We start from the raw sequence: 12,155 nt of genomic DNA, 5'->3' as shown, positions 1-12,155 counted from the left end.
TGGAGGTGCGCGTTGAGTGGTGAGTCGGAAGTCGTGAGTACTCAGTCGGAGCCGTGGATGCGGGGAACGCATGAGGAGCTTGATCCGCTGCGGCGTGCGGTGATCCATGCGTTGGAGCAGGCGGAAGAAGATGTTGCACGTTGGGCAGCTGAGTTGAGCGAGGAGCAGATGTTTGCCCGGCCGCATGGGCTGCCGCATGTGGCGTTTCAGTTGCGACACATGGCTCGCTCGTTGGATCGTCTGCTGACGTATGCGGAGGACCGTGCGCTGGATGAGGCACAGCTTGCGGCATTGCGAACGGAGATGGATGCAGGCGCAGCGGCCGAGGTTTTGGCGGAGACTTATGCGGGGTTGCAGCGGGCGATGGAGCGTGTGGCGGCGTGTGATCCTGCGAGCTATGAGGCATCGCGATGGATTGGGCGCAAGCGCTTGCCGACAACGCTGGCGGGGTTGTTGATTCATTGCGCAGAGCATACGCAGCGGCATGTAGGGCAGATGGTGACGACGGTGAAGGTGGTTCTCAGCTAGTGGCCCATTTGTTCGGGCGAAGGTTTCGCTGCCTTCGTGGGCAGGCGCATGATGAACGGCAGTGGCATGAGGCAGGCGATCGATACCGACAGAATGAAAAACGCGTTCTTGTAGCTGAGCATCGTGGCTTGGCGGATCATGTTCTGGTACGCGTAGCCGACTGCGATCTGTGTGGCTTGCATGGCGCTTTGACCGTGACTGCGAGCGATGGCCGCGACCGTGGCGATGTAGTGCGTATAGCCGTAGCTGCCTGCTCCGGTGTTCTCGGCGAGTTGCAACTGGTGCGTCTGCGCGGTGCGTGCGAGGAAGGTGGTAAGTAGCGCCGTGCCTGCCGAGCCGCCGAGATTACGCGCGAAGTTCGACAGCGACGAGATCTGGTTCATCTTGTTGGTCGGCACACCAACGTAGTTGAGCGTGGAGATCGGAATGAAGACCAGAGGCAGGCCGATGACCTGCAACATGCGCCATGTCGTCACCGTGGCAAAGCTGGTGTCGAGCGAAAGACGCGTGAGGTTGTAGAGGCCAGCAGCGGTGGCCGCGTAGCCGATGCAGACGAGTATGCGCGGGTCGAATTTGCCCACGAGGCGGCCAGCGACCAACATCATAAACATCATGACGAAGCCTGCGGGCGAGAGGGCCATACCTGCGCGTTCGGCGGTATAGCCGAGTAGTGTTTGCAGATACTGCGGGATGAGCACGGTGGAGCCGAAGAGCACCATGCCGAGGATGAGTTGCAGGAAAACTGCGGTGCCAAAGTTGCGGTTCTTGAGGAGCTTAAGATCGACGATCGGGTCTTCGTGGTTCCACTCCCAGAAGATGAAGACGACGAGCAGCACGGCCGCAGCGATCGCAAAGCCGACGATGAGTTGTGAGCTGAACCAGTCCTTCTCCTGGCCCTTGTCGAGCATGAACTCGAGGCAGCCGACGCCGGAGGCCACGAGCGCGAGGCCGGCGAAGTCGACGCGGGCACCGCGTGCGGCTTCGCGGCGAGCGACGAGCGCGGGCGGGTCTTCTACCATGCGCGAGCTGAGCCAGAGGGACAGCAGGCCGACCGGCAGGTTGATGAAGAAGATCCAATGCCAGTTGTAGTTGTCGGTGATCCAGCCGCCGAGCGTGGGACCGATGGCAGGGGCGACGACGACGGCCATGCCATAGAGTGCGAAGGCCTGACCGCGTTTCTCTACGGGGAAGGTGTCGGCGAGGATGGCCTGTTCGCTGGGTGCAAGGCCTCCGCCGCCAGCGCCTTGCAGAATGCGCGCGACGATGAGGAACGGCAGCGTGGGCGCGATGCCGCAGAGCAGCGAGCAAAGTGTGAAAAGCGCGACGCAGGTCAGATAGAAGCGCTTGCGGCCAAAGCGGTCGGAAAGCCAGCCGGAGATGGGCAGCACGACGGCGGAGGAGACAAGGTAGCTGGTGAGGACCCATGTGGCTTCGTCCTGCGAGGCGCCGAGCGAGCCTGCGATGTGCGGCAGGGCGACGTTGGCGATGGAGGTGTCGAGGACCTCCATAAAGGTCGCGAGCGTGACCGTGAGCGCGATGGCCCAGGGATTGAACTTGGGTTTCCAGTTTGGATCGTACGCCATGAATATCAGTTTCCTGATATAAGGATATCAGGAAACTGATATGGCGAAGAAATCGGACAAGCTCGAAAAGCCGCGGCTGGTGAGGATTGGGTTAGCGCGCGACCTGATGTTGGGGTTTAAGGCCCGGTTGGATGAAGACTTACAGCCGCTGGGTATTACGACGGCGCAGTTGCGCGTGCTGTGGATGGTGGAGTTGCATCCTGAGGCAAGCGGCGCGGAGATCTCGCGGCACTGTACGATTACGCCGCAGTCCGGGCAGGCTTTGCTGGTGAAGATGGAGGCCGATGGTTGGCTGCGGCGCGTGACGAGTGCTCGGAGTGAGCGCGTGATGGTGGCCGAGGTGACGGCGAAGGGGCGGCGATTGCTCGAGAAGTCGCGTGCGCTGGCCGAGGAACTTGATGCCATCCTGTGGGAAGGCGTAAGCGCGCAGAAGATGAAGGCGATGGAAGAGGTTTTGCGACAGGCGGTGGCGAAGTTGAACGTGAAGGAGTCCTAGGGCCATCCGCAACCCATGTCTCAGAAGCGAGATTTAGGGCTCCCCGTTTGTGGCGGGTTGCGAGCATCAGAAACGGCTGACGAGCGTCAGCCGTTTTCTTTTTGCAATTTGCGGGACTTTAGAGCTTGGCGGGTTCGTTCCAGTGCTTGAAGACGTACTGATCGAGCGGCTTCCGCTCGCGCGGCGTGGTTTCCATCTTCTTGTAGTTATCAGGCAGCGCGTCGGGCGAGCCGAGGTAGCCGATGGCCCAGACGGCTACGGGTTCGAAGTCTTCAGGGATGTTGAAGTTTGCGCGGATGAGCTCGCGGTCGAAGCCTGCCATGCCGTGCGTGTGGATGCCGAGCGCAATAGCCTGCAGGCACATGGTCGCCGAGGCGGCGCCGACATCGTGCTTGGCCCATTCGTGCGGGCGGGGAGCTTCACCGTCTTTGGCGGGCATGAATTTAGCGGCGACGGACGCGACGAGAACGGGCACGGTCTTCACCCAGGACTGATTGCCGGAGGCGAGGGCGTCGAAGATCTTGTCGTAGGTCTCTTCGCCGCGACGGCCGACGATGAAGCGCCATGGCTGGATGTTCGAGGAGGAAGCGGCCCAGCCCGCAGCGGTGAAGATCGTCTTCAGATCAGCGTCGGAGACGGGCTGCTCGGTGTAGGAGCGCGGGCTCCAGCGTTTGCCGATGAGTTCGTGGATGCCGAGTTCTTTCGGAGCGTGCTTGAGGTTTTCGAGGTCGATAGCCATGGGGAGTTGGATGCGGGGTCGGGCGGTAGAGGATGCGGAGAAGCTGAGTGTTGAGCTTTGATTTTGAGCTTCCAACTACTAGCTACTAGCTACTAGCTACTAGCTACTAGCTACTAGCTTCGAGCTGAGAGTCCGGATTCGAGTCGTGAGTGTTGAGCATAAAAGAAGGCCTCCCGTGGGAGGCCTTCTTGGTGGAGCGGTAGGTCAGCCGACGAGGTGGCCCATCTTTTCACGCTTGGTTTCGATGTAACGCTCGAAGGTGGGTTCTGTAGGGATCGTCGCGGAGAGGCGTTCGACGACGCGGATGCCGGTCGTTTCGAGTGCGGAGACCTTCTCGGGATTGTTTGTGATGAGGCGGACGGCGGGGACGCCGAGAGCTTTCAGCATCTCGGTTGGCAGCTCGAAGTTGCGCTGATCCGCTTCGAAGCCAAGCTGCTCGTTGGCTTCGATGGTGTCGAGGCCCTGGTCCTGCAGCTCGTAGGCGCGGAGCTTTGCCATGAGCCCGATGCCGCGGCCCTCCTGGTTTTCGTAGAGGAGGATGCCGGCACCCTCAGCAGCGATCATGCCCAGTGCTTTGTGAAGCTGGTCGTGGCAGTCGCAGCGCAGCGAGTGGAAGACGTCGCCGGTCAGGCATTGCGAGTGAATGCGAACGATAGGCGGCTTCGAGTGGATGTCGCCCATGACGAGAGCGACGCCGGACTCTACGGCTTTGCGCGTCGGATTTCCGGGCGTAACGAGACCTTCGAAACCAAGGATGCGAAACTGGCCCCAGCGAGTGGGGAATTGCGCGTCGGCGACTTTGTTGACGCTTACAAACGACATAACAAAATTATAGATTCGCGAGGATGGCATAGGATTCATCGGCGTGCGCAAGAACAGGGTAGAGTAGAGGCGTGCACGAGATGGACCCCAAGCTGATTTTGATCTCGCTGCTGGTCGAGCTGGGCGTTGCGGCCGCGGTGGCGAGCTCGCTGGCGAGGTCGTGGCGCTTCAAACGGCTGCTGTTGCGGGAGAACCGCTCGGGCGCCGACACGCTGCGGCTGATGGCGTGGATGATCGTGCCGCTCATGCTGGGCGTGCTGGTGCGCGTGCGTGTGCCAAACTTTCTGGCCGCCGATCTATCGTTTCAGGCTACGGTGATCGTTTCGCTGATCCTGGGGCCGGGCGCTGGAGCGCTGGGTGGGCTGCTGCTGGCGTTGCCGGCGCTGGGACATCACGAATGGCTGGCGCCGTTTGTGAACGTCGCCGTTGCTGCATTGTTCGGCGCTTATGGGCGGCTGGTGGACCGTGAAGCGATCTGGGATTTCACCCCGCTGATTGATTTGAGCCTCTATCGCTGGGTGCGACGGACGATGTCGCGGCCGCATCTCGACCGGCAGATTACGTTGCTGGGTTTGATCACGGCCGTGCAGTTCGGCCTGACGGTGATTGCGCACTTTTATCCGCGGCAGTACTTCACTCTGCACTCGAAGCAGTGGGGCATCGACATCCTGGTGTGCGTGTGTGCGCCGGTCGTCGTGGGGATTCCGCTGAAGATCTGGAGCGCGGTGCGGATCGAGCAGAAGCTCGAGGAGCAGTCACGGCTGTTGCTGGAAGCCAGACTCGATGCGCTGCAGCGACAGATCAATCCGCATTTCCTGTTCAACACGCTGAACTCGATCTCCTCGCTGATTCGCTCGAAGCCAGAGCTGGCGCGCCAGATGATCGTGAAGCTGGGCAACATCCTGCGGGCGTTGCTGCGGGAGCGTGAAGCGTTCGTGCCGCTCTCGGAGGAGCTGGCGTTTACGGACGACTATCTCGGCATCGAGGTGGTGCGTTTCGGCGAGAAGCTTCGTGTGGTGAAGGAAATCGCGCCGGAGACGCTGGAAATTGTCGTGCCGACGATGCTGCTGCAACCGCTGATCGAGAACTCGATCAAACATGGGCTCGAGCCGCGCATCAACGGTGGAACGGTGACGCTGCGCTCGAGGCTGGTGGGCGAGAAGTTGCTGCTTGAAGTGGAGGATGATGGTGTCGGCGTCGAGCCGGGGCGCGACATCACGGCGCCGACGAGCGGTCTGGTGCGCGAGGGCTTCGGTATCGGCATGAGTAACGTGCGCGAGCGGATGCAGGTGCTCTATGGCGATGACGCGGTGGTGGATATGGTGAGCCGTCCAGGGCGAGGAACGAAGGTCTCGCTGCTGATGCCGGTGGCCGATGCCATGTCGCAGACCGCACAAGCGAGTCGATAATCGTTATTGACCCTTTGCTAAACTGAACACTCGCGGTGAGGAAAATTTGGCAGAGATAATCAGCATGATTTCGGGTTCAACAGGAGCACCGATTGCCGTAGACCGGCGACCGGCTCTGAATGACCGTCTGCAGCATCGCATTGCACGTCCCCGCGCGGGACGTTCTGAGGGGAATAAGGAAGCTATGACTGAGATTGTGTCGATTGTTGCTCGCGAAATTCTGGACAGCCGTGGAAACCCGACGGTGGAAGCAGATGTGGTTCTGGAAGGCAACGTACGCGGCCGTGCAGCGGTGCCCTCGGGCGCATCGACGGGCGAGCACGAGGCTGTGGAACTGCGTGACGGCGACAAGGAGCACTATCTCGGCAAGGGCGTACTGCAGGCCGTAGAGAACGTCGAGAGCATTCTGGCGCCTGAACTGAAGGGCATGGACGCGTCCAACCAGAAGCTCATCGACGCGACGATGCTGGCGCTCGATGGCACGGAGAACAAGGCCCGCCTCGGCGCGAATGCGATCCTCGCCGTTTCAATGGCGACGGCGCGGGCTGCGGCTGAGGCCTTCGGTCTGCCGCTTTATCGCTACCTCGGTGGTGTGAACGCATCGCTGCTGCCGACGCCGATGATGAACATTCTGAACGGCGGCGCACATGCTGACAATAACGTGGACTTCCAGGAGTTCATGGTGATGCCGGTGGGCGCGGAGTCGTTCTCGGACGCGCTGCGCTGGGGTACTGAGGTGTTCCACACGCTGAAGGGCGTGCTGAAGAAGAAGGGCTACAACACCGCTGTGGGTGACGAAGGCGGCTTTGCGCCGAGCCTGAAGTCCAACGTGGAAGCGCTAGAAGTGATCCTCGAAGCGATTACGCTGGCAGGTTTCAAGCCGGGCGATGACATTGCGATCGCGCTGGATCCTGCATCGAGCGAGTTCTACGACAAGGCCTCGGGCATGTACGTCTTCAAGAAGTCGGACAAGAGCGAGAAGAACTCCGAGCAGATGGCGAGCTACTGGGAGAGCTGGTGCCGCCAGTATCCGATCATCTCGATCGAAGACGGCTTGGCGGAGAATGACTGGAAGGGCTGGAAGATCCTCACCGACAAGATTGGCCGCACCGTGCAGCTCGTGGGCGATGACTTGTTCGTGACGAACTCAAAGCGCCTGCAGCAGGGCATCGATGAAAAGGTGGGCAACTCGATCCTGGTGAAGGTGAACCAGATCGGCACGATCTCCGAGACGCTGGAAGCGATCGAACTGGCGCGCCGCAACGGCTACACGTCGATCATTTCGCACCGCTCGGGCGAAACCGAAGACACGTTTATCGCAGACCTTGCGGTGGGTACGGGCGCAGGTCAGATCAAGACCGGTTCGGCTTCGCGTACGGACCGCATCGCAAAGTACAACCAGCTTTTGCGCATTGAGGAAGAGCTCGGCCAGACCGCGCAGTTCCTCGGCCGCAAGTCGATCAACTGCCAGCAGTAGTTGCTGGAATGCAGTCTTGAGAAACGCCGCCACATGGATGGCGGCGTTTCAAGTTTCAGCGGAAGTAAGAGCACGGAGAGAGTATGCGCAAGGGCGGCCCGGTACTACTGACGATTCTGGATGGCTGGGGACATCGCGTGGAGACGCATGGCAATGCCATCGCGTTGGCGCGCAAGCCGACGTACGACAAGCTGATGCGCGAGTATCCGAGCACGCTGGTGCGCGCGAGCGAGCACTTCGTCGGTTTGCCGGATGGGCAGATGGGCAACTCCGAAGTCGGCCACTTGAACCTTGGCGCAGGCCGCGTGGTACGCATGGACATCGTGCGTATCGACGTGGCGATCGAGTCGGGTGCGTTCTTTGAAGACCCCACGCTGATGCTGCTGATGAACCATGCCAAGCAGAACGGTCGTGCGCTGCACTTGATCGGTCTGGTGAGCGATGGCGGCGTGCACTCGCATCAGCGTCACCTTCATGCGTTGCTGAAGATGGCCGCGAAGGAAGGCCTCGAGCGCGTGTACGTTCACGCGTTCATGGATGGCCGCGATACGTTGCCGACTTCGGGTGTCGGGTATCTCGAAGAGCTTGAGCAGAAGATGCGCGAATATGGCGTGGGCAAGATCGCCAGCGTCAGCGGACGCTACTTCGCGATGGACCGCGACCTGCGTTGGGAGAAGGAAGCCAAGGCTTTCCGCGCGATGTGCACGAAGACCGCGGATGGCGGTGCGTACGCTGATCCGATCGCGCGCGTGAAGGAGTGCTACAACAACGGCGTGACAGATGAGTTCGTCGAGCCGTTCCTCTGTATCGACGAGCAGGGCGAGCCGATTGGCCGCATTGAAGACGAAGATGCGGTGCTGTGCTTCAACTACCGCGCGGACCGTGTGCGACAGATTTCGCGTGTGCTGGCGCGGCGTTCGGGTATCACGAAGAACGCGGGCATTGAACTACCGAAGGCCGATGAGCTGGAGATGGAGATTCCGGCGACGGATACGCCGCAGAACCTGCTCTACGTGTCGATGACGCGCTACGATCCGCAGTACACGATCGCCCGCGTGATCGAGCCGGAGAGCATGGACAACCTGCTCGCGAATGTGATGTCGAAGTATGAGTTGCGCAACCTGCGCGTGGCTGAGACGGAGAAGTATGCGCATGTGACGTACTTCTTCAACGGCGGCATTGAGAAGCCGTTCATCGGCGAAGAGCGCGAGTTGGTGGCTTCGAAGAAGGTCGCTACCTATGATCTCGCGCCGGAGATGTCGGCGGAGGGCATCGGCGACATCGTGACGCGTTCGCTGAATGATTCGGCGTTTGATGTGGTGATCGTGAACTTCGCGAACGCCGACATGGTCGGCCACTCGGGCAAGATTGAGCCGACAGTGAAGGCTGTGGAAGCCGTCGACGCGCAGTTGGAGCGCATCTATAAGGCCGTGCGCCAGGCAAATGCGAAGTGGGTCATCACGGCGGATCACGGCAACGCCGAGATGCTGATTGATCCGGTGAGCGGAGGACCGCACACGGCGCATACGACGAACCCGGTGCCGTTCCTCTATGTGGGCGAGGACGCGAGCCGCTACAAGCTGCGTGAGGATGGATCGCTGCGAGATATCTCGCCGACGATCCTGAGCTTGCTCGACCTGGAGCTGCCGAAGGAAATGACCGGCGGCGATATGCGCGTCGCGTTGTAGGCAACGGCAAGGAACGCAGGAAGGCCCGGAGATGCTCCGGGCCTTCCTGCGTTTGCGCTACATGTGGATCGTGGAGTTCTGCGCGAAGTCAGGGCTGGTCGTCCATCCACTCCAGTCGGTGGATATGGTGGCGGAGGAGTCGCTGCCGATGTTGGGCGTGGTGGGGCGTGTGCTGGTGGGGCAGTACCATCCCCAGAGGCAATACGTTGGCGTGGTGTTCGCTTTATACGCCCACGCAGTGCGGCTCAGGCCCGCGTTCGCCATCGCTGTCTGCACGGACTGCCATTCGCTATAGCCGGTGTTGTAGGCCGTGTATTCGCCGATATAGCCGGGCACGTTGAAGCTGGTTTTGATGGAGTTGTAGTGCGTGATTGCGTTGTTGATTGCGGTCGTCACCTGACTTGCGGTGCAGGTCGTTGGCGTACTCGAGCAGGCGTACACGTGCGTGGAGTAGACAACGTTGCTCCAGCTCTGGCTCGAAGGGGAGACGAAGTCGGCCATGCTCCAGCTTGCGGAGTCGATGGTTTCGAGGAAAAGCATGCGGTTGGCATCGGCGTTGCGCACGGCGGTGTAGAGCGTGTTGTACTGCGCGACGACCTGCGCTTGCGTCCCGCCGACCGGTTCGTTCAGCAGATCGAAGCCTGCGATCGTCGCGGCGTTGCCGAAGTTGGAAGAAGAGTAATGCGTGGCGATCTGTCCCCAGAGCCATGCGGTGAGGGCCTGGTCGGTGGAGCTGGAGAAGTACTGCCCGGTGGAGCTACCGCCCGCGCTGGCCTGGCCTGTGTCTTCGGAGCCGCTTTGCGAGCCGACCGCGCCGTGCATCGAGAGGATGACGTAGATGCCGCGGCTGGCGCAGGCGTTGATGATGTTGTCGAGCACGGTGAAGCCGTCGGTGCGATAGGTGCTCTGCGACGGGCTGGAGAGTGAGAAGAACATGCCCCACCAGATGGGGATGCGCACGACGTTGAGCCCTGCGTTCTGGATGTTGTCGAGATCAGCGGTCGTGATGAAGTTTGTCTGATAGGTGTTGATGAGGGAGCGCTCGGTGGTGACGCCGAAGCGGTTGGAAAGCTCCATCATCATCGTGTACTGATCGGTCGCATAGGTGCCGCCGGAGTCGATCGGCGTCATGTAGTTTTCCATGATGAACCAACCGCCGAGGTTGGTTCCTTTCAACTGCACGGTCGTTCCCGAGGCGTTGACGATGTTTGTGCCGCTGGTGTGCAGCGCGCTCATTTGCGCGTGGACGGTGGTGGCGGTGACGAGCAGGCTTGCAGCGAGCGCGCAGGCCTTGAGGCGTTTCAGCATGATGAGCTCCGGTCTTGCGAAGATGCCCGATCTTCAGGCAGCCGGAACGATATGCCTCGTGTATCGCGAAGGTCTAACTGGATGAACTGATGCTGGTGATTCGTTGCGCCAATCGAGTTTCAGGCGGCCTTTAGCCGATCATCTTCACGCTGTGGTCGACGCCTTTGATAAAGGCGTGGAGCACCTGGCCGTTGGAGCCGACGTGGCGCACGATGGCCTGCTGCGGCGTGAACTCCATGTGGGTGAAGCCGTAGATGCGGTGCGCGTAAGGGCCGCGCTGCGTGTCGGGGATGACGATGTCGTAGAGGTCGGCGCCGCCGGCGCCCGAGCAGACAAAGCTGGTCGGGTGATCTTTGAACTCGAGGTGCTGCAGGTCATGGTCGTGGCCGGCGAGGTAGAAGTGCTGACGATACTTGCGCAGCAGCGGCTCCCACTCGCGGCCCAGGATCGGGTGGTCGCCGTGTCTGCTGTTGGAGAAGATCGGGTGGTGCGCCATCACGGCGGTAAACGGGGCGTTGGTGGGCTTGGCGATCTCGGCCTCGAACCACTGCAGTTGAGCGGCGTGATCCTCATGCGAGAGCGTGAAGTTTGGCGGGATGTTGAAGGCGTGCAGACGCACGTTGGAGTCCAGCGCGATGATGCGAATGATGGGATTCTTCGCCGGATACTCAAAGCTGTACCAGAGGTTGGGCTGTGTCCAGCGCGTCTTGCGCGTCTTCGGGTAGGCAAGCTCGGCGTCGCGCTTGTTGACCGGGTCGACCTGGTAGTCGTGATTGCCCATCACGGAGAAGATGGGCCCGGGGAAAGCTGCGGCAGGATAGGTGTCCTCGAACTGCCACTGCCAGCGCGGGTCGTTCGCTCCGCCGGGGAGCTTGCCGTAGAAGCTGTCGCCGAGGTTGAGCAGGGCGACGGGCGTGAACTTGTTGTCGGCAGCGTACTTTTGCATCTGCTGCGCGACTTGCTTTTGCGGCGCGGTGTCGCCGTTCCATCCCCAGTCGCCCCACATAAGGAAGTGCTGCGCAGAAGGGTCGGGCGCGGGCTGCGCGATCAACTCGTGCGGCGCGAGAGACGCGAGCGCGGAGAAGGCGAGCGTCTGCTTGAGAAAGCGGCGGCGTGAGAGCGGGGCTTCGAGGAGATCCGACATGCTTTCCATTGGATGCTTTGTCAGCTTAAGCTTTGCTGAAGATCAGAGGCTGCGGCGATTTTCGAGCGCTCGAGTCATCGTGACTTCGTCGGCGTATTCAATGTCTGAGCCTGCGGGGACGCCGGTGGCGATGCGGCTGATGCGGAGATTGCTGCGCTGCTTGCGGAGTTCGTCGGCGAGATAGCGCGCGGTGGCTTCGCCTTCGACGGTGGGCGAGTTGGCGAGGATGACCTCCTCGGCTTCTGCGATGCGCGGCCAGAGATTGCTGAGGCGAAGCTGCTCGGGGCCGACGCCGTTCACCGGCGACAGCGTGCCGTGCAGCACGTGATACGCGCCGTTGTAAGAGCGCGTCTTCTCAACGGACGCGATATTGGTCGGCTCTTCAACGATGCAGATCTCGCGCTGGTTGCGCGTGGGGGCGGTACAGTAGCTGCAGGGATCGACATCGGTGATGTTGTTGCAGATGGAGCAGAGGCGCAATGCCTGTTTGAGCGCGCGGATGGCTGTGGCGAGCGCGTCGGCGTCATCGTTGGACGAGCGCAGGATGTGGAACGCGTAGCGCTGCGCGGTCTTGGTGCCGACGCCGGGCAGCTTGCGGAGCTCGTCGATGAGTTGCGCCATGGGCGCGGCGAAGCGGGTGGTCATAGCTAGAAGCCGGGCAGGTTCATGCCGCCGAGCGCGCCTTGTGCGGCGGATTGTTCTGCGGCTTCGGCCTTGCGTGCTGCAGAGTTCACCGCTGCGACGATGAGGTCTTCGAGCATGGTGATGTCGCCGGATGCAGCCTGCGCGGCGGCGGGAGCGATGGTCAGCTTCAGCAGTTCCTTTTTGCCGTTCATGCGAACGGAGATGGCGCCGCCGCCGGAGTCGGCTTCGACAATCGTGTCGGCGAGGCGCGCGTCCATCTGGGCCTTCATGTCCTGTGCGGCGGAGAGCATTTCGCCGAGCTTCGAGAAATCCATGG

Annotated in this window: 12 protein-coding genes; 5 read left to right on the top strand and 7 right to left on the bottom strand. The window is 61.3% G+C overall.

The window, feature by feature from the left end; all coding sequences use genetic code 11:
- Positions 1-12 precede the first annotated feature (12 nt).
- Positions 13-528: a DinB family protein gene (locus OHL11_RS06385; RefSeq protein ID WP_263370664.1), complete on the top strand. Its 516-nt coding sequence runs from the start codon at positions 13-15 to the stop codon at positions 526-528.
- On the opposite strand, the gene OHL11_RS06380 is transcribed toward OHL11_RS06385, so the two are convergent.
- Complete coding sequence (locus tag OHL11_RS06380) at positions 525-2,111, bottom strand: DHA2 family efflux MFS transporter permease subunit (RefSeq protein ID WP_263370663.1); 1,587 nt, start codon at positions 2,109-2,111, stop codon at positions 525-527. The genes OHL11_RS06385 and OHL11_RS06380 overlap by 4 nt on opposite strands.
- A 40-nt stretch (positions 2,112-2,151) precedes the next feature.
- Here OHL11_RS06380 and OHL11_RS06375 point away from each other — a divergent pair, with 40 nt between their 5' ends.
- Positions 2,152-2,607 carry a MarR family winged helix-turn-helix transcriptional regulator gene (locus tag OHL11_RS06375; RefSeq protein ID WP_263370662.1) on the top strand — a complete coding sequence of 152 codons (456 nt, stop codon included), beginning with the start codon at positions 2,152-2,154 and terminating at the stop codon, positions 2,605-2,607.
- 118 nt (positions 2,608-2,725) lie between these two features.
- Here the strand turns inward: OHL11_RS06375 and OHL11_RS06370 are convergent, their stop codons facing one another.
- Both OHL11_RS06370 and ribA read right to left on the bottom strand, forming a co-directional pair.
- Positions 2,726-3,346 (bottom strand): nitroreductase family protein, encoded by a 621-nt coding sequence (locus tag OHL11_RS06370; RefSeq protein WP_263370661.1) that lies wholly within the window; start codon positions 3,344-3,346, stop codon positions 2,726-2,728.
- Positions 3,347-3,550: 204 nt separating this feature from the next.
- On the bottom strand, positions 3,551-4,168 hold the full coding sequence (ribA, locus tag OHL11_RS06365; protein ID WP_263370660.1) for a GTP cyclohydrolase II: 618 nt from the start codon (positions 4,166-4,168) through the stop codon (positions 3,551-3,553).
- Positions 4,169-4,248: 80 nt separating this feature from the next.
- On the opposite strand from ribA, the gene OHL11_RS06360 reads away from it, so the two are divergent.
- From OHL11_RS06360 to gpmI, 3 genes are all read left to right on the top strand, one after another.
- The gene (locus OHL11_RS06360; protein WP_263370659.1) at positions 4,249-5,577 is read left to right on the top strand and encodes a sensor histidine kinase; all 1,329 of its coding nucleotides are present in this window, start codon (positions 4,249-4,251) and stop codon (positions 5,575-5,577) included.
- 184 nt (positions 5,578-5,761) lie between these two features.
- Positions 5,762-7,054: a phosphopyruvate hydratase gene (gene eno / locus OHL11_RS06355; protein WP_263370658.1), complete on the top strand. Its 1,293-nt coding sequence runs from the start codon at positions 5,762-5,764 to the stop codon at positions 7,052-7,054.
- A gap of 83 nt (positions 7,055-7,137) precedes the next feature.
- Positions 7,138-8,742 carry a 2,3-bisphosphoglycerate-independent phosphoglycerate mutase gene (gpmI, locus tag OHL11_RS06350; RefSeq protein WP_263370657.1) on the top strand — a complete coding sequence of 535 codons (1,605 nt, stop codon included), beginning with the start codon at positions 7,138-7,140 and terminating at the stop codon, positions 8,740-8,742.
- A 57-nt stretch (positions 8,743-8,799) separates the two neighbouring features.
- On the opposite strand, the gene OHL11_RS06345 is transcribed toward gpmI, so the two are convergent.
- The 4 genes from OHL11_RS06345 to OHL11_RS06330 all read right to left on the bottom strand — a co-directional run bounded on the left by OHL11_RS06345 (position 8,800) and on the right by OHL11_RS06330 (position 12,153).
- A complete protein-coding gene (locus tag OHL11_RS06345) occupies positions 8,800-10,050 on the bottom strand; it encodes a glycoside hydrolase family 5 protein (protein WP_263370656.1) in 1,251 nt (416 codons plus the stop codon).
- Positions 10,051-10,180: 130 nt separating this feature from the next.
- Complete coding sequence (locus OHL11_RS06340) at positions 10,181-11,194, bottom strand: metallophosphoesterase (RefSeq protein WP_263370655.1); 1,014 nt, start codon at positions 11,192-11,194, stop codon at positions 10,181-10,183.
- Between the two features lie 42 nt (positions 11,195-11,236).
- Positions 11,237-11,839: a recombination mediator RecR gene (recR, locus tag OHL11_RS06335; protein WP_263370654.1), complete on the bottom strand. Its 603-nt coding sequence runs from the start codon at positions 11,837-11,839 to the stop codon at positions 11,237-11,239.
- 2 nt (positions 11,840-11,841) lie between these two features.
- Entirely contained in the window at positions 11,842-12,153 is a 312-nt protein-coding gene (locus OHL11_RS06330; protein WP_263370653.1) for a YbaB/EbfC family nucleoid-associated protein, read from the bottom strand.
- Positions 12,154-12,155: the final 2 nt, after the last annotated feature.

This window comes from Granulicella cerasi (assembly GCF_025685575.1).
GTDB classification, from domain to species: domain Bacteria; phylum Acidobacteriota; class Terriglobia; order Terriglobales; family Acidobacteriaceae; genus Granulicella; species Granulicella cerasi.
This window is presented reverse-complemented; position numbering and strand designations above follow the sequence as displayed.